The sequence below is a fragment of the Sphingomonas sp. PAMC26645 genome (assembly GCF_004795835.1).
GTDB lineage: Bacteria > Pseudomonadota > Alphaproteobacteria > Sphingomonadales > Sphingomonadaceae > Sphingomonas.
The window spans coordinates 605597-630395 of record NZ_CP039249.1 but is presented as its reverse complement, the minus strand read 5'-3'; the positions used below and the strand labels follow the sequence as shown (position 1 = coordinate 630395).

Below are 24799 nucleotides of genomic sequence, written 5' to 3'. Positions count from 1 at the left end.
ACAGGTTCGGTTCGTACTCCACCGTTGCAGTCTATCCGAACACAGAGACGGAAGGCGAGGAGAGTGACGATGGCACGAATTTTTCTGAAGATGGCACTGCTGGCTACGAGCTTCACCGCGACCGCCGTCGTGGCGCAGCGCCCTGCCAACTATCCGCGCTCCTACGCCCAGCTCATCTCCGACGCGCGCGTCGAGCGGCAGGTGCGGATCTACGGCAATGCCGATCGTGCCGAATTGCTGCCGGTGGTCGCCGCGTTCCGGAAGCGCTATCCGGGGATCACCGTGCTGTACGCGGACATCGGCTCGACCGAGATGTACCGCCGCTTCGTCACCGAGACGCGCGCGAAAAAGATGTCAGCCGATCTCGTCTGGTCGTCGGCGATGGACCTGCAGGTGAAGCTGATCAACGACGGCTTCGCGCAAGGCTATGCGAGCCCCGAAAAGCCCGCGTTGCCGCCGGTGTCGGTGTGGAAGAACATGGGCTTCGGCGTCACCGCGGAGCCGATCGGGATCGTCTACAACAAGCGCCTCGTGCCGCCTGCGCAGGTGCCGCGCACGCACGCCGCGCTGGAGACATGGCTGCGGAAGAATGCGCGCGCCCTGACAGGCCGGGTGACCACGTTCGATCCGGCGCGCTCCAACGTCGGCTATCTGTACCTGTCGGAGGATCTCGCGATCACGCGCGACACGCGGTCGTTGCTCGAGGCGATCGCCGCGACCAGGCCCGTGCTGTCGCGCACCAGCGAGCCGATGCTGCGCGGCGTCGCCGAGGGGCGGCAGGCGATCGCGTACAACGTGATCGGCTCGTACGCGGTCGAACGCGCGCGGACCGATCCCCGCATCGGCGTCGCGTTCCTCCAGGACTATACGATCGTCACCTCGCGGATCGCGTTCATCGCGCGCGAGGCCGCGCACCCGGCGGCGGCAAAGCTGTTCCTCGATTTTCTCCTGTCGCGCGAAGGTCAGTCGCTGCTCGCGAAACGCAGCCTGTGGCCGGTCCGTACCGACGTTGCCGCCCGTCGCCTTCCCCAAGCCCAGGCGCGACCAATCCGCGTGGGCCCGCAACTTCTCGTCAACCTCGACCGCGTCAAGCGCCAGCGTTTCCTGCGCGACTGGACCGCGATTCTCGCCACCGGAGCCCAACAATGACTCTCTTCCGTACCGGGTGCGCCGCACTCGCGCTGATCGCCGCGACTCCGGCGCTGGCCCAAGTCCCGACATCGCCTCCGACCGATGGCGACCTCGCCGCGCTGGTGCGTGCGCAGGCCGCCGAGATCGCCGCGCTGAAGTCGCGTCTCGACCGGCTGGAGAACAACGCCGCCGTCGCGCAGGCGTCCGCGCCCGTACCGCCCGTGCAGATCGCACCGCAAGCGGTCGCGCAGAACACCGAACCGCGTCGCACGGTGCCGTTCGCGCCGCAGCTCGCGCCCCCCGGCCCGGCCGACCGCAGCGTCGCGCAGGCGGTTGCCGCACGCGACAATCCGTCGGGCGTGACCACCGAATGGGGCGCCGGCCTGCCTGTGTTCCACTCGGCGGACGGCGTCTACACGTTCAAGCCGCGCGGCCGCATCCTGACCGACGTCAGCTCGAGCTTCGGCTCGAAATACGATGGCCGCAACATCACCACGACCGGCATGCGCGCACTCCGCCTCGGCCTCGAAGGCGGCGTCGGCACGCACTTCTTCTACCAGTTCGAGAGCGACTTCTCCGAGAACGAGGTCGACGTCGTCACCGCGTTCGTCGGCTGGCGCAACAAGATCAAGCCGGGCCTCGACTACGACGTCCGCGCCGGCCACCTGTTCAACGATCGCGGCTTCGAAGGTTCGACCGGCTCGGATTCGACGCCATTCCTGGAGCGTACCACGGTCGCGACTGCGATCATCCCGCAGCGCGGCTTCTACGGCATTGGCGTGATGCCGCGCATCTTCTGGAAGACCGGCCACGCATCGGTGACGATCACTGGCGACCGGATCGACGGGACGCAGACCGTCGGCGACAGCCGCACGGTGCTCGGCCGCGCACACTGGAACCCGATCAAGTCCGATACCGGCGTGCTGCATATTGGCGCGTGGGGCTTCGACGAGTCGCTCTCCTCGGTCGCCGGCACGCTGACGCGCAACACGGTGATCGGCGGCCGCTTCAACGGTGCGTTGCGCGTGTCGACCGGCCCGCTGATCGGCGGCACCGGCACGACCGGCTACGGCGTCGAGCTCGGCGGCTATCGCGGTCCGTTGTGGGTGATGGGCGAAGCCGGCCGCCGCAACGCACGGCTCGACGGCGGACGTCCCGATTTCGTCAGCAAGGCATGGAGCGTCTCGGGCGGGCTGTTCCTGACCGGCGACCTGCCGCCGTACAACCCGCGGCTCGGCAGCTTCGGCCAGCCCAAGGTGTTGAAGCCGACCTTCGACGGCGGGGTCGGCGCGATCGAGCTGACAGCACGCTACGAAAGCCTAGATTTCGACAATCTGCTGACCGGCGGCGATGGCTGGGCGGCGACCGTCGGGGTCAACTGGTACCTCAACAGCTTCACCCGCTTCCAGGTGAACGCGATCCAGTGGAACACCGACAACCGCGCCGGCGACAATGTCGGCAACGACAGCGGCCAGACGCTTAGCGCCCGCGTCGGGGTTACGTTCTGATGCTGGCTGCTGGTCCTGTTTTTACCGCTGCAATCAGCCCCCCGCGTTCCGTCATCCTGACGAAAGTCAGGACCCAGAGCCACGCAGCACTGCACCTCGCAACCCTGGGTCCTGACTTTCGTCAGGATGACGGGGTGCTTGCGGCTGCCCGTGTGGCGGCTCCTGCGACAGTAACGGCGGCAATGCCTGCCACCCCCACCCCCCTATTCACGCCCTTCACTAGGACGATGCGATGAACCTTGCCCTGCTCGGCTTCCTGATGGTCGCCACGTTCATGACGTTGATCATGACCAAGAAGATGACGCCGCTGGTCGCGCTCATCGTGATTCCGTCGATCTTCGGCGTGTTCGCTGGCGAGGCCGCGGGTCTCGGCCCGATGATGATCGACGGCATCAAGAACCTCGCGCCGACCGGCGTCATGCTGCTGTTCGCGATCCTGTTCTTCTCGACGATGACCGACACGGGCCTGTTCGATCCACTGGTCGGACGGCTGATCCGGATGGTCCACGGCGATCCGATGCGGATCCTGATCGGGACGGTCGTGCTGTGCGCGCTCGTCAGCCTCGATGGCGACGGGTCGACCACCTACATCATCACGATCGCCGCGCTGTTGCCGCTCTACAAGCGCTTCAACATGAACCGGCTGTATCTTGTCTGCCTGTTGATGACGACGAGCGGGATCATGAACCTGACGCCGTGGGGCGGCCCGACCGCGCGCGCCGCAAGTGCGCTGAAGCTCGATCCCGCGACACTGTTCCTCCCGCTGATCCCCGGCATGATCGCCGGCCTCGCCTTCCTGATCGGCCTCGCCGTGTATTTCGGGCGCAAGGAGCGCGTGCGGATGGGTGAAGCGGGGATCACCGCGGACACCGAGTTCACCGGCATGGCGGTCTCGCAATATCCCGAGGCACGCCGCCCGAAGCTGATCTGGTTCAACGCCGCGCTCGTCATCACGCTGCTGACGTTGCTGGTGTGGGGCATTCTCCCCTTGTCGGTGCTGATGATGTTGGCGTTCGCGATCGCGATGATCGTCAATTATCCCGGCGTCGCCGATCAGAAGGAGCGCATTTCCGCGCATGCCGGCAACGTGCTGGCGGTGGTGTCGCTGATCTTCGCGGCAGGCATCTTCACCGGTATTCTCGGCGGCACCGGCATGGTCGAGGCGATGAGCAAGGCGGTGGTCGGCGTGATCCCGCCCGCGCTCGGGCCGTACATGGCGCCGATCACTGCGGTGCTGAGCATGCCGTTCACCTTCTTCATCTCGAACGACGCGTTCTATTTCGGGATGCTGCCGATCCTCGCCGAGGCCGGCGCGCATTACGGCGTCGCGCCCGAGGCGATCGCCCGCGCGTCGCTGATGGGCCAACCGGTCCACCTGCTCAGCCCGCTGGTGCCGTCGACCTATCTGCTGGTCAGCCTGGTCGGGATCGACCTCGCCGATCACCAGCGCTTCACGCTCGTGCCCGCGATCGCGGTCTGCGTCGTGATGACGATCGTCGGCATGATCGCGCTCGCCTTCCCGTTCGTCGCCTGACGTGAGCATCCCCGCAACCCGCCGCTACCGGAGATTTCGCATGGTCCGACCGCGTACACCGTTGATGCTGCTCCCCGCGATGGGCTGCGACGGGCAGCTCTGGGCGCGCCAGATCGTCGACCTCGCCGCCGTCGCACAAGTCGATTTCGGCGACCTGTCGCAGGACGATACGTTGTCCGAAATGGCCGCGCGCGTGCTCGCCAGCGCACCGCCACGGTTCGCGGTCGCAGGCGTCAGCCTCGGCGGCTACGTCGCGATGGAGATGGTGCGGCAAGCCCCCGACCGTATCGAGCGGATCGCGCTGTTCGGCACGCGCGCGTCGATGGAGGTACGCCCGCGCACCGTCGTCGGCCAGGGCCTGCTCGCCACCGCGCCGCACGCCGACCCGCGCCTGACCGCGATCGTCGCCGGCCCTGCGCAGGCGATGGCGGAGCGCGTCGGCCAGACCGTCTTCGAACGCCAGCAACGCGCACTGCTCGCGCGTCCCGACATCAGCGAGGCGATCGCCGCGATCCACGTCCCGACGCTGGTGGCGGTCGGCGACCGCGACCTGATCTGCACCCCCGACGACGCACGCGCGCTGAGTGCGCGGATTGAGGGCTCGCGGTTTCACATGCTGCGCTCCTGCGGCCACCTCGCACCGATGGAGCGTCCCGGCGAAGTCACCGCGCTGCTCCGCCAGTGGCTGAAGACCGGCTGATCGATTAGGAGGGCCTCTGCCAGGACCGTGCAGGTTCCGTTCGCTCGACGGTCGGCACGGACCCTGCCCTTCGACGAAAGCGCATCATGACCTCGACCGACCGCCGGCTTCCCATATTGGCAATCCTGTGGTCGATCGGGCTCGTGGCATCCGGTTGGGCCCCCGCCGACCGCGCGACGTGGTGGATGGAGATCGCACCCGTCCTCATCGCCTTCCCCATATTGGTCGCCCTGCGACGCAGCTTCGCGTTCACGACGCTCGCCCTCGAGCTGATCGCGCTTCACGGTTTCGTCCTGATGCTGGGCGGCGCTTACACCTATGCCCGCGTACCGATCGGTTTCGCGGTGCAGGACTGGCTGCATCTCGCCCGCAATCCCTATGATCGGTTCGGCCATCTGATGCAGGGCTTCGTGCCCGCGATCGTGCTGCGCGAGATCCTCGTCCGGACCGGCAGCATCGCGTCCAGTCGGCTCCTGGTCGTCACCGTCCTCGCCTACTGCCTGTCCGTCAGCGCCTTGTATGAACTGATCGAGTTCGGCGCCGCCGTCGCGCTCGGCCAAGGCGCGGACGCGTTTCTCGGGACGCAGGGCGACCCGTGGGATACGCAGTGGGACATGCTGATGTGCCTGGTCGGCGCCATACTCGCGTTGCTCCTGCTATCGCGCGTTCACGACAGGCAGATTGCCGGCCTTAGATTTTGAGACCCTGCAACAGCTTGGGCAAGTCACCCGATTCACCGCGTGCTTCCGCCATGAAGCGGTCCTTCAGCGGCGGGATCGCGTTGACCGCGCTGATACCGAACCGACGCACGGCGCTGGCAGTCTTGCCGGGGATGCCGAACAGGCGGGTGAGCGTGTCGGTGGCGGCGGCGGTCATGAACGTGTCGAGCCCGCGCCAGCGCTGGTAGCGCGCGAGCAATGCCGCGTCGCCGAGATCGAGCCCGAGCCGCTTGCCCTCGACCAGCACTTCGGCGAGCGTCGCGACGTCGCGGAAGCCGAGATTGAGCCCCTGCCCGGCGATTGGGTGGATGCCGTGGCCAGCGTCGCCGACCAATGCGAGACGCGTGTCGGTGATGCGTGCGGCGTGGTGGAAGCCGAGCGGGTAGCTCGACCGCGGCGTCGCCATCGACAGCTTGCCGAGGAAGCCGCCCATGCTCTTCTCGGCTTCGGCGAGGAACGCGCGGTCGCCGAGCTTCAGCATGCCGGGCGCGTTCTTCGCGTCGACCGTCCAGACGATCGCCGAGCGGTGACCGTCCGCATCATCCGGCAGCGGGAGCAGCGCGAACGGGCCGCTCGCGTAGAAGATCTCGTACGCGACATCCTCGTGCGAACGCTCGTGGTGGAACGCGGCGATGATCGCGGTGTGCTCGTACGACCAGCGTGCGATCGTGATCCCTGCGGCCTCGCGCGTCGGCGAATTGCGGCCCTCCGCGGCGATCAACAGCGGCGCGCGAATGACGTCGCCAGAGTCCAGCGTGGCGGTAACGCCCGATTCGGCACGGTCGACCGACGTCGCGCGCGTCTGCATGCGCAGGTCGACATGCGGCGCGGCGGTCGCCGCGTCGAACAGTGTGCGGCGGAGAAGCTTGTTCTCGTACATCGTGCCGAGCGCGCCATCGTCCGCGGCGGGGACGAAATCAAGCGCGCCGGGTTCGAGGCCGTCGCTCACCCGGATCTGACGGATCGCACAGCCCTGCCCCGCCAGCGTCGCGCCGATGCCGATCGCGTCGAGCATGCGGTGGCTCGCGCTTGCCACCGCCGACGCACGGCCGTCGAAGCCCGGCGCCAGCGTCACCGCGGGGTCCGCGGGGTCGATCACGATCGTCGAGATGCCGTGCACGTCGAGCGCCACGGCGAGCGTCGCGCCGACCAGCCCGCCACCGAGGATGATTACATCTGTGTCCATGAGGCCGCTTTATCCCGCTAGCCGGTCGCTGCCAACGACGTTCCCGACGCGGTTTAACCCGTGTTGCAGCGCGGTTATCTTGACGTTGACGCTGCCGGGGACGATGCATTTCTCTATTGTAGAGAATCTGGAGAATACGGGTCATGGCCAGCCGCGCGCAGCCAGCCTTGTGGCGTGAGACGGTGAAGGCGGGTGCCGTCCGCAGCGGCGCGCTGATCGCGGCGATCGCGTTGTTCGTCGGAACGCTGCTGATGGCGCTGGCGTTGGCGAGCTATCACCCGAGCGACCCCGCGCTGAACACCGCGTCGGGCGGCGACCCCGCCAATCTGGTCGGGCCGCCGGGTGCATGGTTCGCCGATATCGCGCTCACGCTGTTCGGGCCGGTGGTTGCGTTGCTGCTGCCGATCGGGCCGATCCTCGGGATGCGACTGTGGCGTGACGCGCCGCTCGGGCATTGGCTGCGGATGGTGCGCGGCGCGGCGATCGGCGTCGCGCTGATGGCGAGCGCGCTGGCGTTCGTATCGGGCACGTCGGTGCTCGCGCTCCCCGCTGGATGGGGCGGCGTGATCGGCCTGTCGGTCTCCAGCGCGGTACACTGGGCGTTGAGCTTCATCGGCCAGCCGGTCGCCGAGCTCTGGTCCGCCCGCGCGATCGGGCTGGTCGCGGCGATCGCCGGCGCGATCGTCTGGGGCAAGAGCATCGAGATCGATCTCGGCGACCGCAAATGGCGCCTTCCCCGCCGCAATCGGACCGAGGCGCTGGGCTATGACGGCTTCGCGGAGATCGACGAGGACGACGACGAACCGCTGACCTTGACGCGCAAGCCGGTCGAGCCGCGCGCGGTTGCCGAGCCCGACCCGCGCCCTGCCCCGGTGATCGCGGATCGCCAGAACGCGCCGTCGCAGGCCAAGCCCAAGGAGCGCCAGTCGTCGCTCGACCTGCGCGACAATTTCACGCTGCCGAGCCTGGACCTGCTGACGCCGTCGCCGCCGAGCCAGGGCAATGTCATCGACAAGGCGGGGCTGGAGCGCAACGCCCGGCTGCTCGAGAACGTGCTCGACGACTTCCACGTCAAGGGCTCGATCATCGAGGTCCGGCCGGGCCCGGTCGTGACGATGTACGAACTCGAGCCCGCGCCCGGCATCAAGGCGAGCCGCGTGATCGCGCTGGCCGACGACATCGCGCGCAACATGTCCGCGATTTCCGCACGCGTCGCGGTGATTCCCGGGCGCAACGTGATCGGCATCGAGTTGCCGAATGCGCGGCGTGAAGCAGTCAGTCTGCACGAACTCGTCGGCAGCCAGACGTTCGAGGACCAGTCGGCGCAGTTGCCGATCATCCTCGGCAAGAACATCGCGGGCGATTCGGTGATCGCCGATCTCGCGCCGATGCCGCATCTGCTGGTCGCGGGCACGACCGGCTCGGGCAAGTCGGTCGGCCTGAACAGCATGATCCTGTCGCTGCTGTACAAGCTGACGCCGAACCAGTGCCGGATGATCATGATCGATCCGAAGATGCTCGAACTGAGCATGTACGACGACATTCCGCATCTGCTGTCGCCGGTCGTCACCGATCCCGCCAAGGCGGTGCGCGCGCTGAAATGGGCGGTCGAGACGATGGAGGACCGCTATCGCCAGATGTCCTCCGTTGGCGTGCGCAGCCTTGCCGGCTTCAACGACAAGGTGCGCGGTGCGAAGGCCAAGGGGCAACCGCTCGGGCGCAAGGTGCAGACGGGGTATCACCCGGATACCGGCGCGCCGATGTACGAGGAGGAGAAGCTCGAATACGACGTCCTGCCGCAGATCGTCGTCATCGTCGACGAGCTCGCCGATCTGATGATGACCGCGGGCAAGGAGGTCGAATTCCTCATCCAGCGGCTTGCGCAGAAGGCACGAGCGGCGGGCATCCACCTGATCTTGGCGACGCAGCGGCCGTCGGTCGACGTCATCACCGGCGTCATCAAGGCCAACCTGCCGACCCGGATCAGCTTCCATGTCACCTCGAAGATCGATTCGCGCACCATCCTCGGCGAACAGGGCGCGGAGCAGCTGCTGGGCAAGGGCGACATGCTCTACATGCCCGGCGGCAAGGGCATCGTCCGTGTCCACGGGCCGTTCGTGACCGATGACGAAGTGCGGCTGGTGGCGGATCATTGGCGCTCGCAGGGGCTGCCCGATTACATCTCGTCGGTGACTGAGGAGCCCGAGGAGAGCTTCGCATTGGAGGGCTCGCCGACCGGGGAAGACTCGGCGGAAGACCAGCAATATCGCCAGGCGATCCAGCTGGTGTGCGAGTCGCAGAAGGCGTCGACCTCGTGGCTCCAGCGCCAGTTGCGGATCGGCTACAATTCGGCTGCGCGGCTGATCGAGCGGATGGAGAAGGACGGCATCGTCGGCCGGCCGGATCATGTCGGCCGCCGCGAAGTGCTGCGCGATACCGAGGGGCATGCGATCTAAAGTCGCCCGCGCGGTTGTTCGCTTCCCTGTTCCCTCGCGAATGCGGGGGTCAAGGAGTCACCCACGATATCGTCTGGCCCCCTGGGCTCCCGCCTTTGCGGCAGAACCGGAAGGCGCGCGCCTCATCAAGACATACCTTTGGACAAGGGTTCCGAACAGCCGATGCCCGGTATACGGGATTGATACAGGTTACGAAAAACAGGTGGGCGTTATGGGAAATTGGCGGTTCTGTGCAGCTGCAGCGTTGACGCTCGCAATACCCGGTCAGGTCTCCGCGCAGGATACCGCCAAGCAGACCCCCGGCAGCAGTGCGACCGACACGCAGCACCGCCCGCGCTCCGGCGTGCGCCGTGACAGCGATCTCTCACCCTCTGCGCTGACCGCCGATACGCAGCGTACACCGCCCCCCGGCCTGTTCGCCGACTGGTTCGATATCCGCAAACGATTGGCCGATCGCGGGATTGGGCTCAGCGCGCGCTATGCCTCCGAAAGCGCGTATAATTTTTCCGGCGGCGACCGGAAACTGTTGCGCGAGACCGGTCAGTTCGACGTCGGCGTGCTCCTCGATCTCGACAAGGTCGTCGGCCTCAGGGGCGGTGCGTTCCAGGCGACCATCACCTACCGCCGTGGCCGCGATCTGGGTGCGGACGCCAATCTCGGCGTGCTGCAACAGGTCCAGGAAGTGTACGGCCGCGGGCAGACCGTCCGCCTCACACAATTCTGGTACGAGCAGAAACTTGGCGAAAAGCTCGAACTCAAGATCGGCCGCACCAATCCGGGCGAGGATTTCGCGTCCTTCTCGTGCTATTTCCAGAACCTCAGCTTCTGCGGTGCGCCGCCGGGCAATCTGAACGGCGATTATTGGCAGAACTGGCCGGTCAGCCAATGGGGCGCGCGGTTGCGATACGACGTCAACGATCACCTGACATTGAAGACCGCCGCCTACGAAGTGAACCCGCGCAACCTCGATAACGACTTCGTGATCGGCCATTTCCACGGTGCGACCGGCGCGCTGATCCCTGTCGAGGCCGAATGGCGGCGCGGCGACGACGACGGCCGGGTCGGCGCGTACAAGGTCGGCGGTTGGGTCAACACGTCGAACGGCGACGACGTGTTCTACGATTTGAACCGCCGGCCGATCGCGATCACCGGCCTCGAACCGCTGCGACGCAGCGCACGCTACGGCGTGTATTTCAACATCCAGCAACAGGTCACCGGCACCTCGAAGGACGGCAAGTCGGTCACCGGGCTCAGCGTGTTCCTCAACGCGACGCAGGCCGATCGCGCCACCTCGACCACCGACAACCAGATCGCCGCCGGGCTGTTCTACAAGGGGCTGGTGCCGTGGCGGCCAAACGACATCCTCGGCTTCGGCGTGGCGCGGACCAACGTGAACGGACGCGTGGCGAAGGGCCAGGAACTCGATCCGGCGCAGCCCGCGGTGCAGGATGCCGAATACGCGTCGGAGATCTATTACAGCGTCCACCCTACCAAGTGGCTCGAGTTGCGTCCGAACGTGCAGTTCATCCACAACCCCGGCGGCGTGCACGACGCGAACGACGTCGCGGTGCTCGGCCTGAAGGGTGCGATTACGCTGTAGTCCGCGCGCCCTGACGGAACCCGCCGAATTCAGTGGCGGTTCAAGCGCGGGCGGGCAACGGTCGCGCCTTGAGGAGATTTCGATGTTCAATACCCGCCCCGCGGTGATCGCGACGATCGCCGCTTTGTCCGTCGCCGCCATGCCTGCCCCGATCGCCGCGCAGGCGACCGGTGACCTCGCCGCCGTGCAGAAGCACCTGCAATCGGTCGAGACCATGACCGCGAATTTCTCGCAGGCGGATCGCAACGGCAAGGTGCTGACCGGCGTGCTGACGCTGAAGAAGCCCGGCAAGCTGCGTTTCCAGTACGAGAAGGGCGTGCCGATCCTTATCGTCGCGGAGGGCGGCGCGCTCACCTTCATCGATTATTCGGTGAAGCAGGTGCAGCGCTGGCCGATCAAGAACTCGCCGCTGGGCGTGCTGCTCGATCCGACCCGCGACATCACGCGTTATGCGAAGCTCGTCCCCGGCTACGACCAGCGGATCGTGTCGGTCGAGGCGAACGATCCCAAGCATCCCGAATATGGCCGCATCACGCTGGTGTTCGTGCGCAACGCGAGTGCGCCGGGCGGGCTGATGCTGCAAGGCTGGGTCGCACTCGACAGCCAGAACAACCGCACGACGATCCGCCTGACCAACCAGAAGTTCGGCGAACCGGTCAGCGACAACAGCTTCCGCTGGAACGATCCGCGCCGCACGGGTGTAAGAAAATAACATAAAATTCGTGTCATTCATGCAAGCGACAGGTTCGGCCTCCTAGAGAGTGGCTCGCGGATGTGGGGCATTCGGGATTTTTCCCCCTGTTGCCCGGATGGTTTCCCCATTTCTTGCCTGCGTGACGAACGCTGAGTCGGCCCTCGCTCCATGCCCCCGGAGCGGGGGTCTTTCGCGTAGAGCGGCAAGAAGACTACGTCTTCATGACTCGCTCAAGCGCGGCCGACGGGCAAAGCCCAATCGACGACATGGGCTTTGCCCGTGGCGCCTTCTGACTTCTCAGCTCTTCCCTTCTTCCGCACCCCCAGCAGCGTTCCTTGTCCCCACCCCCCCGCAACGCTACATCGCGCTCGTGAAGATCGTCTCCTGGAACATCAACTCGGTCCGTTTCCGGATCGCCATCGTCGAACAGTTTCTGCGCGACGAGCAGCCCGACATCCTGTGCCTGCAGGAGACCAAGGTCATCGACGGCGACTTCCCGTTGGAGGCGTTCCGCGCGCTCGGCTACGAACACATCGTTCTGCACGGCCAGCGCATGCACCACGGCGTCGCGATCCTCAGCCGAGTCCCGATCGTCGAGGACGACCGCTTCGACTGGCAGGCGAACAGCGAGGCGCGTCACATCGGCGTCCGGCTGGAGAACGGCGTACGACTCGAGAACGTCTACGTCCCCGCCGGCGGCGACGTCCCCAACCGCGAGGTGAACCCCAAATTCGGTCAGAAGCTCGACTTCATCGAGCGCATGACGACGTGGTCGGAAACCCTCCCCGGCCCCACCATTCTGGTCGGCGACTTCAACATCGCCCCGCTCGAATCGGACGTCTGGAGCCACAAGCAGTTGCTCGACGTCGTCAGCCACACTCCCATTGAGGTCGAGGCGCTTGGCAAGTTGCAGGCGGCAGGCGACTGGGTCGATCTCGGCCGCCATTTCCACCCCGCCCCCGCCCGCCTGTTCACGTGGTGGAGCTACCGCGCCAAGGATTGGGCAGCCTCGGATCGCGGTCGCCGGCTCGATCATATGTGGGCGACCGGTGCCGCCGCCGAAGCCGCGGTGTCGCACCACGTCTACGAACGCTGCCGGAGCTGGCTGAAGCCGTCCGACCACGTCCCGATCATGACCGAGTTCGCGTTTTGACCAATCCCCGCGCCGCCGCCCGCGCGGTCGACGCGCTCAGGCGCGGCTGGCCGATCGCGATCGACGGACTGGTCCTGCTCGCGGTCGAGACGGCGGATGCCAGCCGGTTGGCGGCGTTCGATCCGGAAGCGAATGGCGGCGTCCTGATCTCGTCGGGCCGCGCGGCGACGTTGAAGCTCGCGAACCAGCTCGCAGCCGCGGATCCGACCGAGCCCGTACTCGTCGATCGCGCCCCCTGGATCGACTTCGCCGCCGCAACCGCACTGGCCGATCCGCAATTCGACTTGGCCACCCCCCTCAAGGGTCCGTTCCAGACGCTACCGCTCGCCGATCCGGACGCGGCGGCAGCTGCTTTGCGCCTTGCCCGGATCGCGGGATTGCTGCCGGCGTTCTTCCTTGGCACGGGCGAACCCGAGGTCCGCATCGCCCGCGCAGACATCGACGCACACGAAGACGCGAATCGACTGACACTCGCGGCACGCGCACGGCTTCCGGTCGAAGGCGCGGAGGATGCGGAGATCGTGGCCTTCCGCAGCCCGGAAAGCGCGGACGAGCACATCGCGCTACTGATCGGCCAGCCCAACGGGCAACCGCCGCTCGTCCGACTGCACAGCGAGTGCCTGACGGGCGACGTGCTCGGCAGCCTCAAATGCGATTGCGGCCCCCAGTTGCACGCCGCGATCCACGCGATCCAGCATGGCGGCTGGGGTATCCTGCTGTATCTGCGGCAGGAAGGTCGCGGCATCGGCCTGGTCAACAAGCTGCGTGCGTATGCGTTGCAAGACCAGGGCTTCGACACGGTCGACGCGAACACGCGGCTCGGGTTCGCAGTCGATGCGCGCGATTTCGGTGTGGCGGCGCGGATGCTGACGCTGCTCGGCCAGCGCGAGGTACGGTTGCTGACCAACAACCCCGCCAAGGTCGCCGGACTCGAAGCGGCGGGGGTGACGGTGATCGAACGCGTACCGCATTTCCTCCCCTCGAACCCGCACAACGCGCAGTATCTCGCGACCAAGCGCGACCGCACGGGGCATCGGTTCTGACCGACATTCCTCCCTCACGGCGCCTGATCGTGGTGTTCGGCGCCGCCGTTCGTCCCGATGGCAGTCCCAGCCCCACCCTCGCCCGTCGCATCGCATTCGCAGCGGCGGCGGCGGCGCGCTACGTCGATGCGGACCTGTTCTGCTCCGGCGCGAAGGGCACGCACGGGCCTTCGGAAGCTTCGGTGATGGCGGATGTGCTAACCGAGACGGTCGATCGGTCGCGAATCCATCTCGACGAGGCGAGCGTGGACACGTTGCAAAGCGTCGTCGCGGCGACCGCCTTCGCGCGCGCGGGCCACTATGCGCAGTGCATGATCTGCACCGACGGCTATCACCAGCCCCGCATCCGCATGCTGTTCGCGATGCTCGGCATGCCCGCAAGCGCGATCCACGTGCCGCATGGCGGGAGCCGGCGGTACCAGCTCAAGATGCGGTCGCGAGAAGCGGCGGCGATCCCGTATGATCTGGTCGCGGGGATCGGCGCGATCTGGCGACGCAAGCGGGGCTGACTGCCTGCGCGCTGAGGATCGAAATCGACTTGCTCACGAATCTCCCCCCTCCCTGGAAGGGAGGGGTCGGGGGTGGGTCGGCTTCCGCATGATCGAACGCTGGTGGCTCAAGCCGCCCTACCCACCCCAGCCCCTCCCTTTCAGGGAGGGGAGCCTGCGGCTTTCGGGGATAGGACGACTGACAGTCGATCCGCTCTAGTCCAGAAGGCGCGCCACGTCGTCGAAGTTCTCCGCCAGCGCATCCACGCCGATCGCCTTCAGCCGCGCACCATGTTCGGCGTTGCAGTGCGACCCCGCCGACAAGCCGATCACATAGCCCCCCGAAGCCACCGCCCCAGTCGCCCCCACAGGCGAATCCTCGAGGATAGCCGTCCTCGCGATATCGACCCCAAGCTGACGCGCCCCGAACAGATACAGATCCGGCGCGGGCTTGCCGTTCGTCACATGCTCCCGCCCGCTATAAAGATGGTCGCCGAACGCATCGCGCAAGCCGATATGTTCCAGGTGCCGCGCGATCCACGAGACCGGGCTCGACGAGACGATAGCCTTGGGCAAATCGGCAGGGAGCAAGCGGACGAATGCCACCGCGCCTTCGATCGCATCGACGCCAGCCGCCATCACGCGCTCGTCCTCGGCCTTCCGCGCGGCGTAGAACTCCTCGGGGAGCGGTCGGTCGATCCAGCGCTCGATCGCATCGATAAACTGCGGCCCGGCGAGCCCCATGAAGTTCGCCATCGAATCTTCGGCGCTGGTCGGATGCCCCGCCGCGGTCAGCCACTCCGCGATGTGCCGGTTGCCGACGGCTTCGCTGTCGATCAGCACGCCGTCGAAATCGAACAACAGCGCGTCGAACCGGACCGCAATGCTCATGCGCCCGTCCCCCGAGCGCCGAACAACGCGCTGCCGATCCGGACATGAGTCGCGCCGATCGTCACCGCGGTCTCGAAATCGTCCGACATCCCCATGCTGAGGCCGGTCAGCCCATGATCGCGCGCGAGTTTCGCGAGCAACGCAAAATACGGCGCCGGCTCGATTTCCGCAGGCGGCAGGCACATCAGCCCGGCGATCGGCAAACCGGCGGCGCGCGCCTGCTCGACCAGCGCGGGCAGGTCCGCGATCGCGCAGCCGCCCTTTTGCGGTTCGTCGCCGATATTGACCTGCAGGAAGCAGTCCGGCCGGCGATCGCTCGCCTCCATCGCCTTCCCCAGCGCGGTGACCAGCGACGGGCGATCGACCGCATGGATGCAGTCGAACAACGCCACCGCCTCGGCCGCCTTGTTCGACTGGAGCTGGCCGATCAGGTGCAGTTCGACGTCGGGATATTTCTCGCGCAACGCCGGCCATTTCTCGGACGCTTCCTGCACGCGGTTCTCGCCGAACACGCGCTGGCCTTCGACGAGCAGCGGTTCGATCGCCTCGACCGGATGCGTCTTGGAGACCGCGATCAGCGTCACGTCGTCCGCGCGGCGATCAGCGATCTCGGCGGCCTTGGCGATCCGGGTGCGGATGGCCTGCAATTTGGTGGTGTCGTCAGCAATCATGCGGCGCGCTATAGGCAGCGGCGTGGCTCGTCGTAACCCCATTCCCGCGCGCTGGCTGATGACGGACGAGCGGATGGACGACGCCATGTGGCGTGCGCTCAGGCGGTTGCCGCCGGGATCGGGCGTAGTGTTTCGCCATTACGCCACGCCCGAGCGGGAACGGCGGGTATTGCTGCGGCGGGTGAAGCACATCGCACAGGCGCGCCGGCTAGTCGTTGTGGTGGCGGGAAAGTTTACGATCACGGCCGACGGCGTGCATGGTCGGGCCCAGACTCACGGGATCAGAACCTGGCCGGCGCATTCGAGAAGCGAGGCCTTGGCTGGCAAGCGCGCCCGAGCTGATGCTCTGTTCGTGTCGCCGGTTCATCCCACCCAGTCGCACGACGGCGTGGCGGGGATCGGTCCAGCGCAGACCATGCGAATCGGAAGAGGGCTTGGGATACCCATAATCGCTCTGGGTGGAATGACCGAGTCGCGCTGGCGGCAAGTCCGGCGGTTCGGGTTCCACGGCTGGGCCGCGATCGATGCGTGGATTCGCTAGCTGCTGAGAGGCCATTCCCTCTCAGATAAAACGTAACGTTAGCGGCTAAGCGAGAACGAACACCCGTCGCTTACCCTACCCCCGTCATCCCGGCAAAAGCTGGGATCTCACACTGGGGCCCACGTCAACCGTATCGAGGAATACCCCAGTTTTCGCTGGGGCGACGGTGAAGGGCAGGCTGTACCGAACTCTGTCCCTGACAGAAAAAGGCTACCCAGTAAGGTCCCCCGACCGTTCAAAAACTCCAGCAAAGTACCACTTTGCTGGACGCCTAGAACCGGAAGGCGGTACCCAGATACACGGCCTGGCTGTCACGACGGTCGTCATCGACCTTCACGAAGCGCTCGCGATCCGACCGGTACCGGACGCCAGCTGTCACCGCGAGGCTGCGCGTCAACGCATACGAACCACCCAGATCGACCGAATAGCTTGGCGCGTCCTCGACGAGGCGTGGTGCGCTCGACAGCGGACGATCTGCCGCAGCCTTCACCGTGCCGCTGAACCGCTTGGCGCTGTAGCTCACCGCAAGGTCAGCCGCCTCACGCCCACCCGGCATCACGCCGAGATCGAGCTTGTTCACGTCACCCGAGATCGCGAACCGCTTCCACCCGACCGACATGCCGAGGTTATACGCGATTGGCGCAATCCCGACGGTCGGCGTGGTCGAAGCGAGGCTGGCCGTGTTCGCGACACCGCGGTTGGTCTGCGCACGGACCGCGACGGTCACCGCACGGTTGTCCTGCCGCGTTTCGGCGGGCGTGAATTTGAAGCTGCCGGCGTCGAAGCCACCGCGCGCGAACATCGCGGCAAGGCGGGGGTCGGCAGCGGCGGGCGTAAATGATCCGATACCGCGAACCGCGGCGACGCTATGCTTGGCGATCCGGGCAGGCTGTTCGCTGGCGCCGAAGGCAGGCGCGACGATTGCGGCGGTGGCGACAAGCGCCCCGGCAACCACCCCAACTATTCCCCCACGCGTCATCACAACGAATCTGTCCTTCGAATCCCGTAATCGGATCCTGTTAAACCGCATCTAACATGAATTGATCCACAGCAAAGGCCGCAGAACCGCCCATTCCCACCCTTCGTCGCCGAATTGTCGGACAGTGTTGCAATCAGCACACAGATCGCCGCGATAGCGCTACCGAATCGATTGCTCTCCCGGTCGGGGCAGCCCTCCGCGCATACGCTCGTCGCGCACGCCGGCGTCTGCTTGCGGGCGCGCGGGCTCGCCTGTAGAGCAAGGGCTGATTTTCTTGCCAGGATGATGCCCATGTTCCGCCGCTCGCGTATCGCAGTCGTGCTGTTTGCCCTGCCTCTCGTCGCTTGCGGCGGCGGATCGGCGCGTCCCAAGGCGGATCTCGCCGCATCGAAGATCACGACGATCGGCGTCAACAGCTACCTGTGGCGAGCGAGCCTCGACACGCTCGGCTTCATGCCGCTGCTCCAGACCGACTCCAACGGCGGCGTGATCGTCACCGACTGGTACATCAACCCGCAGACGCCGACCGAGCGCATGAAGGTGACCGTCTCGATCCTCGACCAGGATCTGCGCGCCGATGCACTGCGCGTCGCCGCCCTCCGCGAAGTCAACCGCAATGGCCAGTGGGTCTCGTCGCCGGTGCAGGCCGCGACCACGCAGAAGCTCGAGGACATCATCCTGACCAAGGCCCGCGACCTGCGCCGCGCCTCGATCGCGGGCTGAGGACTGATATAATGGCGTCGCGTTTCAATGCGTTGAAGGCGGACGCGGCGTGGCAGAAGGTCTGGGACGAGCGCAAGACGTTCGCCGCGGACGACCTGTCGACCAAGCCGCGTTCGTACGTGCTCGAGATGTTCCCCTATCCGTCGGGGCGCATCCACATGGGGCATGTCCGGAACTACACGATGGGCGACGTGCTCGCGCGGTTCCGTCGGATGAAGGGCATGGAAGTGCTCCATCCGATGGGCTGGGACGCGTTCGGCATGCCTGCCGAAAACGCGGCGATGGAAAAGGGCGTGCATCCGGGCAATTGGACGCGCGCCAACATCGCGACGATGAAGGCGCAGCTGAAGCGCCTCGGCTTCGCGCTCGACTGGACGCGCGAACTGGCGACGTGCGAGCCTGAATATTACGGCCACGAGCAGGCGCTGTTCCTCGACCTGTTCGCGGCTGGCTTGGTCTATCGCAAGGAATCAGCGGTCAATTGGGATCCGGTCGACATGACCGTGCTCGCCAACGAGCAGGTGATCGACGGTCGTGGCTGGCGCTCCGGTGCGCTGGTCGAGCGGCGGAAGCTGTCGCAGTGGTTCCTGAAGATTACCGACTTCGCCGACGAACTGGTCGACGGCCTCGGCGCGCTCGAGCATTGGCCCGACAAGGTCAAGCTGATGCAGGAGAACTGGATTGGCCGCAGCCAGGGCCTGCAGTTCAAGTTCGACCTCACTGCTCCCCTCCCGCTCGCGGGAGGGGTCGGGGGAGGGCCTGACACGAACGCGGCGGCAGCGTCCGAGGATGCCTCCCCTCCCCTAACCCCTCCCGCAAGCGGGAAGGGAATAGAGTCGGTCGAGGTCTTCACCACCCGCCCCGACACGATGTTCGGCTCCAGCTTCGTCGCGGTCGCCGCCGATCACCCGATCGCGCGCGCCATCGCCGAGACGAACCCCGACGCCGCAGCCTTCATCGAACTCTGCAAGCGCGGCGGCACCACCGCGGCGGAACTCGACACGCAGGAAAAGCTCGGCTTCGACACCGGCATCCGCGCAGTGCATCCGCTCGACAAGACGTGGCACCTCCCCGTCTACATCGCGAACTTCGTGCTGATGGAATACGGCACCGGCGCGGTGTTCGGCGTCCCCGCGCACGACCAGCGCGATCTCGATTTCGCGCGCAAATACGACTTGCCCGTCAAGCGCGTCGTCAGCGAAGGCGATGACGAGGCCCCCGTGTTCGTCGGCGACACCGCCTGGACCGGCGCCGGCACCATAGTGAACTCGCATTTTCTCGACGGCATGGACATCGAGGACGCCAAGCGCGTCGTGATCGAGCGTGCCGAGGGCGAAGGCTGGGGCAAGGGCACGACCGTGTTCCGCCTGCGCGACTGGGGCGTCAGCCGCCAGCGTTACTGGGGCACGCCGATCCCGATCATCCACTGCGACGCGTGCGGTGCGGTGCCCGTGCCCAAGGACCAGCTGCCGATCGTCCTGCCCGAGGACGTCAGCTTCGACATCCCCGGCAACCCACTCGATCGCCATCCGACCTGGAAGCACGTCCCCTGCCCGTCCTGCGCAGGCCCTGCCCGACGCGAGACCGATACGCTCGACACCTTCGTCGATTCGTCGTGGTATTTCATCCGCTTCGCCAGCCAGCCGGACGCCAAGCCGTTCGACCGGTCGGGCGCGGAGAAGTGGCTGCCGGTCAACCAGTATATCGGCGGCGTCGAGCACGCGATCCTGCACCTGCTCTATGCGCGGTTCTGGACGCGCGCGCTGAAGCATATCGGCATGCTCGACATTGCCGAGCCGTTCGCCGGCCTGTTCACGCAAGGCATGGTCACGCACGAGACGTATAGCCGAGGCGACGCCGGCGACGTGCAGCCGGAGGCCGACACCGACGACGACGATTCGAGCGACGCACCGGTGAAGACGAAGTGGCTGTCTCCCGACGAGGTCCGCAAGACCGATGCAGGGTATATCGAGATCGCGACCGGAGGCCCCGTGACGGTCGGCCGCGTGACGAAGATGTCGAAGTCGAAGAAGAACACCGTCGATCCCGAGCCGATCGTCGACCAGTATGGCGCCGACGCGGTGCGCTGGTTCGTGCTCTCCGACTCGCCGCCCGAACGCGATCTCCCCTGGAGCGAATCCGGCATCGAAGGCGCGTGGCGGTTCGTCCAGCGTCTCTGGCGCCTGATCGAGTCGGACGATGCCGCCAAGGCCGAGGGCGAAGACATCGCCTTGCGCAAACTCTGCCACCGCACGACCGTCGGTATCGAGAGCGATATCAATGCCTTGCAGTTCAACAAGGCAGTCGCGCGGCTCTACAGCTTGTGCAGCGCGATCGAGAAGGCCGCGCCCTCCGCAGACCGCGAACAGGCGATCCGCACGCTGCTGCTGCTCGTCAGCCCAATGGTCCCGCACGTCGCCGAGGAAGCATGGGCGACCGCGGGCAATGACGGCCTGATCGCCGACGCCGCCTGGCCGATCGTCGATCCGGCGATGCTGGTCGACGACGAAGTCACGATCGCGGTGCAGGTCAACGGCAAGCTCCGCGACACGCTCGTCTTCCCCAAGGGCGCACCGAAGGACGAGGTCGAAGCCGCCGCACTCGCCTCCGAAAAGATCGTCCGCCTGCTCGAGGGCAAGCCGCCCCGGAAAGTGATCGTCGTGCCCGACCGTCTCGTGAACATCGTCGCATGAAGCGCCTAGCGATCCTTGGCGCGCTCGCGCTGGCCCCTGCGCTGTCCGGATGCGGCCTGCACCCGCTCTATGCAGGCGGCAGCAGCGGTCCGGTCGCGGGCGCGCTCGGCCAGGTCGAGATCGCCCCGATCGCGGGGAAGAACGGCTGGCTGATGGCCACCGCGCTGCGCGATCGCCTGCCCTCGAACGGCGCACCCGCGCTCTACCGGATCGACATCCGCCTCGACGACACGATCAGCGGCCTCGGCGTCCGCACCGACGACAGCGTCTCGCGCGAACGCCGCACGTTGCGCGCGCGCTATCAGCTCGTGCGGATCGGCGACAATTCGGTGCTGCTCGACGCGACTGCCGGCTCCGACGCCGGCATCGACGTTGTCCGCTCCGAATATGCGACGATCGCCGCCGAGAACACTGCGCTCGAACGCCTGTCGCAGATCGTCGCCGACCAGATCGTCGCGCGTGTAGCGCTATATGCGCGGAACACGCCGGCGGTCGCCGCGGCGCAGGCCACTACGCCCGCAAAGTGAAGGCCAGCGCCGGCCAGATCCGCGGTGCGCTGGCCAAACCGGGCGGCGATATCCGCCTGTACCTGCTCCACGGCCCCGACGAAGCCGGCGCAAGCGACCTTGCCCGCGTGCTGGCCAAGGCGATGGGCGCGGATGCCGAACGCGTCGATCTCGACGGCTCGACGCTCAAGAGCGACCCGGGCCGGCTGACTGACGAAGCCGCGTCGCTATCGTTCTTCGCCGGGGCCCGGTTCGTCCGCGTCGCGTCGGCCGGCGAGGAAAGCCTCGAAGCCTTCACCAACCTCCTCGCGGCCGAACGCGTCGGCAACCCCGTCGTCGCGATCGCCCCGACAGTCAAATCCACCGCCAAGATCGTCAAGCTCGCGATCGACTCCCCACGCGCGATGGCGTTCGCCTGCTACGCCCCGACCGCGCAGGACGCCGAACGCCTCGCCACGACGATCGCCAACGAGAACGGCCTCCGCCCCGCCCCCGGCGTCGCCCGCCGCCTCGTTGATACGACCGGCGGCGATCGCGCCGTCATTTCGCGTGAGATCGAGAAGCTCGCGCTCTACCTCGACGCCGCGCCCGATCGGCCTGCGGACCTCGATCACCACGCACTCGATGCGGTCGGCGCAGACCTCGGCGATGCGGAAATGAGCCGTGCGATCGACGCCGTCATCGAAGGCCGGGTCGACGATCTTGGTGCCGAACTCGCGGTGTTGCAGGAAGCCGGCACGTCGCCGATCCCGTGGCTCCGCCAACTCGTCCGCCGCCTGATCGCGCTCTCTGACATGCGCGGCGAAATCGACCGCGGCGAAGCGGTCGACGCGGTGATGAAACGCCACCGCGTCTTCTTTAAGGAAGAGGCCAGCACCGCGCGGTCCTTGCGCCGCTGGTCACCGGTAATGCTCGCCACCGCGATCCAGCGGGTCCGGACCGCCGAGCGCGCGATCATGGCATCGGGGAATGCTGGCGGTGTGGTGGCGGAGGCAGCGGTGGTGGCGCTATCCCAAGCGATCGCCCGGCGAAACTAACGCGCAACCGCAACCGCGTCTGCGTCTGCCTCCGCTTCCCTCTTTCCGACCCCCCACCTTCCGTCATCCCGGCGCACGCCGGGACCCATGGACGCGGGACGTTGGCTCATGAAGCGCACCGCAACCGTGGGTCCCGGCTTCCGCCGGGATGACGGAAATTAGTGATCCTCCATTCACCCCCTCAACCCGTTCGTCCTGAGCGAAGTCGAAGGATGGTCCGGTACGCAGGTGCTTCGACTTCGCTCAGCACGAACGGGCGGGGTGCGATTGGATCGGGCCCGCGCCTTAGATCGCCCCACCCGTCAACCGCTGACAAACCATATCGAGCTGGTCCAACGTCGAGTAACTCAACGTCAACGTCCCCCCAGTCTCGGTATGCGCCACCTTCACCTGCAACCCGAGCAGATCCGCCAACTGCCGCTCCAACGCCGCAATATCCGCATCCGGCACCCGAGGCTCGGACGACCCACCACCGCCCCGGCTCCGCCCAGGCTTCGCATCGCGCGCCAGCTTCTCGGTCTCGCGCACCGAGAGCCCCCGCGACACGACCTGATCCGCCAGCGACTCAACGTCCGGCGACCCCAGCAACGCCCGCGCATGTCCCATCGACAGCGACCCATCGACCACCTGCGACTGCACCTGCGCCGGCAGCTCCAGCAGCCGCAGCAGGTTCGCGACATGACTGCGCGACTTGTGGACGATCTTGGCAAGCACCTCCTGCGTGTGCCCATACTCGCCCGCCAGCCGCTGATACGCTTGAGCCTCTTCGATCGCGTTGAGATCCTCGCGCTGGATGTTCTCGATCAGCGCGATCTCGAGCGTCTCGGCGTCGTCGAAGTCGCGGACGACGACCGGCACCTCGTGCAGCCGCGCGCGCTGGGCCGCCCGCCAGCGCCGCTCGCCCGCGACGATCTGATAATCATGCCCGTGCGGCCGCACGACGATCGGCTGGATCAGCCCCCGCGACGCGATCGACGCGGCCAGCTCGTCGAGCATAGCCTCGTCGAAATGCCGCCGCGGCTGATCGGGATGTGGCGACAGCGAGCTGACCGGCAGCATCCGCACACCCGACGATTGCTGCGCCGCACCATCGGCCGATACCGGCGTCTCGCGCGCCATCTCGCCGAGCAGCGCGTTGAGGCCCCTGCCCAACCCCGGCCGGCCGCGTTTGTTACCGTCGCTCATGCCGCAACCTGCGCAGTTGCCGGAAGCCGCCCGATAAGCTCACGCGCCAGCGCAATATACGCCTGCGACCCCGAACACCGGTGATCATAAATCAGCGCCGGCAACCCGTGGCTCGGCGCCTCCGACAGCCGCACGTTGCGCGGGATCACCGTCTCGAACACGACCTTGCCCAACACGGCGCGGACATCCGCCGAGACCTGGTCGGTGAGCCGGTTGCGACGATCGAACATCGTCAGCGCAACCCCCAGGATCGACAACCCAGGATTGAACCGCTGGCGGATCCGCTCGACCGTACTCAACAACTGCGACAACCCCTCGAGCGCGAAAAACTCGCATTGCAACGGCACGAGCAACGAGTCCGCCGCGACCATCGCATTGATCGTCAGCAGCCCCAGCGACGGCGGACAATCGATCAGCGCGATATCCCACGGCCCCTGCGCCGCTTTCACCGCACGATCGAGCCGGTGCGTACGCGCATCGAAATCGACCAGCTCGATCTCCGCGCCCGACAGGTCGACCGTTGCCGGCACGATATCGAGCCGCGGCACGCGCGTATGCACCACCGCTTCCTCGATCGACGTCTCGCCGACCAGCACGTCGTAGCTCGACCGCTCGCGCTGCGAATGGCCGATGCCGAGCCCGGTCGACGCGTTGCCCTGCGGATCGAGATCGACTAGCAGCACGCGCATCCCCGTCGCCGCGAGCGCGGTCGCGAGGTTGATGGCGCTGGTGGTCTTGCCCACCCCGCCCTTTTGATTGGCGACCGCGATGGTGATCATCGCGCGCTTACCCGATCCAGAACCACGATCGACGACTCCGGGTTCGTGACGCTTTGTTCCACGTGGAACATAAACCGCCAGTGCTGCTTGAGCGCGGTCAGCTCCTCCTCGTCGAAACGCCCCCGAGGAAGCAACCACCGCGTCTCCGTTGTGGCGCAGTGCGCCGCGCCACGCAAAAGGTTTTGCAACGACGCGACCGCGCGAGCAGAAATGATCGACGCGTCGGCCGTGGCATTCTCGACTTTCGAGGCGTGAACGCGGACCTGTTCTCCGAGCCCGAGCCGAGCGACACACAACTGGAGAAAGTCCGCGCGCCGGCGCCGGGGCTCGACCAGATCAACCGGCCCCTCGCGAACCAGCGCGACGACCATACCGGGAAACCCCCCGCCGGTGCCGATATCGAGCCAACGCTTCGCCGACGTATCCGCGCCCGCAAGCGCAACCAACTGGAGCGAATCCACAACGTGCCGGTCCCAGATCGTCGGGATCGTCGACGGCGCGATCAGATTCTGATGCGGCGCTTCCTCGACGACCATCGCCACGAACGCGTTCAAGCGCTCGGTCGCTGCCGCCCCGAACCGC

Annotated in this window: 23 protein-coding genes; 16 read left to right on the top strand and 7 right to left on the bottom strand. The window is 66.6% G+C overall.

Annotation, left to right across the window (positions count from 1 at the left end; translation table 11 throughout):
* Positions 1 to 69: 69 nt before the first annotated feature.
* From E5673_RS03075 to E5673_RS03055, 5 genes are all read left to right on the top strand, one after another.
* Positions 70 to 1149, top strand: a complete 1080-nt coding sequence (locus tag E5673_RS03075; RefSeq protein WP_136188892.1) for an ABC transporter substrate-binding protein — start codon at positions 70 to 72, stop codon at positions 1147 to 1149.
* The gene (locus E5673_RS03070; protein WP_136188891.1) at positions 1146 to 2639 is read left to right on the top strand and encodes a porin; all 1494 of its coding nucleotides are present in this window, start codon (positions 1146 to 1148) and stop codon (positions 2637 to 2639) included. The genes E5673_RS03075 and E5673_RS03070 overlap by 4 nt, the downstream gene beginning before the upstream one ends.
* A 232-nt stretch (positions 2640 to 2871) precedes the next feature.
* A complete protein-coding gene (locus tag E5673_RS03065; protein ID WP_056064457.1) occupies positions 2872 to 4173 on the top strand; it encodes a CitMHS family transporter in 1302 nt (433 codons plus the stop codon).
* Between the two features lie 40 nt (positions 4174 to 4213).
* A complete protein-coding gene (locus E5673_RS03060) occupies positions 4214 to 4873 on the top strand; it encodes an alpha/beta fold hydrolase (RefSeq protein WP_056064454.1) in 660 nt (219 codons plus the stop codon).
* A gap of 86 nt (positions 4874 to 4959) precedes the next feature.
* On the top strand, positions 4960 to 5574 hold the full coding sequence (locus tag E5673_RS03055) for a DUF2238 domain-containing protein (RefSeq protein WP_136188890.1): 615 nt from the start codon (positions 4960 to 4962) through the stop codon (positions 5572 to 5574).
* On the opposite strand, the gene E5673_RS03050 is transcribed toward E5673_RS03055, so the two are convergent.
* Positions 5564 to 6778 carry a UbiH/UbiF/VisC/COQ6 family ubiquinone biosynthesis hydroxylase gene (locus tag E5673_RS03050; RefSeq protein ID WP_136188889.1) on the bottom strand — a complete coding sequence of 405 codons (1215 nt, stop codon included), beginning with the start codon at positions 6776 to 6778 and terminating at the stop codon, positions 5564 to 5566. The genes E5673_RS03055 and E5673_RS03050 overlap by 11 nt on opposite strands.
* Positions 6779 to 6921: 143 nt before the next feature.
* Between E5673_RS03050 and E5673_RS03045 the strand changes: the two genes are divergently transcribed.
* The 6 genes from E5673_RS03045 to E5673_RS19575 all read left to right on the top strand — a co-directional run bounded on the left by E5673_RS03045 (position 6922) and on the right by E5673_RS19575 (position 14233).
* Positions 6922 to 9234 (top strand): DNA translocase FtsK, encoded by a 2313-nt coding sequence (locus E5673_RS03045; protein ID WP_136188888.1) that lies wholly within the window; start codon positions 6922 to 6924, stop codon positions 9232 to 9234.
* Between the two features lie 244 nt (positions 9235 to 9478).
* Entirely contained in the window at positions 9479 to 10834 is a 1356-nt protein-coding gene (locus E5673_RS03040) for a carbohydrate porin (RefSeq protein ID WP_247599544.1), read from the top strand.
* Between the two features lie 82 nt (positions 10835 to 10916).
* Positions 10917 to 11546 carry an outer membrane lipoprotein carrier protein LolA gene (locus E5673_RS03035; protein WP_136188886.1) on the top strand — a complete coding sequence of 210 codons (630 nt, stop codon included), beginning with the start codon at positions 10917 to 10919 and terminating at the stop codon, positions 11544 to 11546.
* Positions 11547 to 11898: 352 nt separating this feature from the next.
* Positions 11899 to 12681, top strand: a complete 783-nt coding sequence (locus E5673_RS03030; RefSeq protein ID WP_060526133.1) for an exodeoxyribonuclease III — start codon at positions 11899 to 11901, stop codon at positions 12679 to 12681.
* On the top strand, positions 12678 to 13724 hold the full coding sequence (ribA, locus tag E5673_RS03025; protein ID WP_136188885.1) for a GTP cyclohydrolase II: 1047 nt from the start codon (positions 12678 to 12680) through the stop codon (positions 13722 to 13724). Before E5673_RS03030 ends, ribA begins: the two co-directional genes overlap by 4 nt.
* A gap of 29 nt (positions 13725 to 13753) precedes the next feature.
* Complete coding sequence (locus tag E5673_RS19575; protein WP_168711553.1) at positions 13754 to 14233, top strand: YdcF family protein; 480 nt, start codon at positions 13754 to 13756, stop codon at positions 14231 to 14233.
* Between the two features lie 195 nt (positions 14234 to 14428).
* Here E5673_RS19575 and E5673_RS03015 read toward each other — a convergent pair whose 3' ends face one another.
* Together E5673_RS03015 and E5673_RS03010 are read right to left on the bottom strand one after the other, a co-directional pair.
* Positions 14429 to 15103 carry an HAD family phosphatase gene (locus tag E5673_RS03015; RefSeq protein ID WP_136188883.1) on the bottom strand — a complete coding sequence of 225 codons (675 nt, stop codon included), beginning with the start codon at positions 15101 to 15103 and terminating at the stop codon, positions 14429 to 14431.
* Positions 15100 to 15774: a YggS family pyridoxal phosphate-dependent enzyme gene (locus E5673_RS03010; RefSeq protein ID WP_136188882.1), complete on the bottom strand. Its 675-nt coding sequence runs from the start codon at positions 15772 to 15774 to the stop codon at positions 15100 to 15102. The genes E5673_RS03015 and E5673_RS03010 overlap by 4 nt, the downstream gene beginning before the upstream one ends.
* 22 nt (positions 15775 to 15796) lie before the next feature.
* On the opposite strand from E5673_RS03010, the gene E5673_RS03005 reads away from it, so the two are divergent.
* Entirely contained in the window at positions 15797 to 16315 is a 519-nt protein-coding gene (locus E5673_RS03005) for a thiamine phosphate synthase (RefSeq protein ID WP_247599543.1), read from the top strand.
* A 271-nt stretch (positions 16316 to 16586) separates the two neighbouring features.
* Here the strand turns inward: E5673_RS03005 and E5673_RS03000 are convergent, their stop codons facing one another.
* Complete coding sequence (locus E5673_RS03000; RefSeq protein WP_210731795.1) at positions 16587 to 17294, bottom strand: hypothetical protein; 708 nt, start codon at positions 17292 to 17294, stop codon at positions 16587 to 16589.
* Between the two features lie 291 nt (positions 17295 to 17585).
* Here E5673_RS03000 and E5673_RS02995 point away from each other — a divergent pair, with 291 nt between their 5' ends.
* The 4 genes from E5673_RS02995 to holA are packed head-to-tail and all read left to right on the top strand — an operon-like array spanning position 17586 to position 22253.
* Complete coding sequence (locus E5673_RS02995; protein ID WP_056053843.1) at positions 17586 to 18017, top strand: DUF3576 domain-containing protein; 432 nt, start codon at positions 17586 to 17588, stop codon at positions 18015 to 18017.
* 11 nt (positions 18018 to 18028) lie between these two features.
* Positions 18029 to 20710 carry a leucine--tRNA ligase gene (gene leuS / locus E5673_RS02990; RefSeq protein WP_136188881.1) on the top strand — a complete coding sequence of 894 codons (2682 nt, stop codon included), beginning with the start codon at positions 18029 to 18031 and terminating at the stop codon, positions 20708 to 20710.
* Entirely contained in the window at positions 20707 to 21237 is a 531-nt protein-coding gene (gene lptE, locus E5673_RS02985; RefSeq protein ID WP_136188880.1) for an LPS assembly lipoprotein LptE, read from the top strand. The genes leuS and lptE overlap by 4 nt, the downstream gene beginning before the upstream one ends.
* Entirely contained in the window at positions 21234 to 22253 is a 1020-nt protein-coding gene (gene holA, locus E5673_RS02980; RefSeq protein ID WP_136188879.1) for a DNA polymerase III subunit delta, read from the top strand. The genes lptE and holA overlap by 4 nt, the downstream gene beginning before the upstream one ends.
* 285 nt (positions 22254 to 22538) lie before the next feature.
* Here holA and E5673_RS02975 read toward each other — a convergent pair whose 3' ends face one another.
* The 3 genes from E5673_RS02975 to rsmG are packed head-to-tail and all read right to left on the bottom strand — an operon-like array spanning position 22539 to position 24771.
* Entirely contained in the window at positions 22539 to 23438 is a 900-nt protein-coding gene (locus E5673_RS02975; RefSeq protein WP_136188878.1) for a ParB/RepB/Spo0J family partition protein, read from the bottom strand.
* Entirely contained in the window at positions 23435 to 24217 is a 783-nt protein-coding gene (locus tag E5673_RS02970) for an AAA family ATPase (RefSeq protein ID WP_056487592.1), read from the bottom strand. The genes E5673_RS02975 and E5673_RS02970 overlap by 4 nt, the downstream gene beginning before the upstream one ends.
* Positions 24214 to 24771: a 16S rRNA (guanine(527)-N(7))-methyltransferase RsmG gene (gene rsmG / locus E5673_RS02965; RefSeq protein WP_247599542.1), complete on the bottom strand. Its 558-nt coding sequence runs from the start codon at positions 24769 to 24771 to the stop codon at positions 24214 to 24216. The genes E5673_RS02970 and rsmG overlap by 4 nt, the downstream gene beginning before the upstream one ends.
* Between the last annotated feature and the right edge of the window lie 28 nt (positions 24772 to 24799).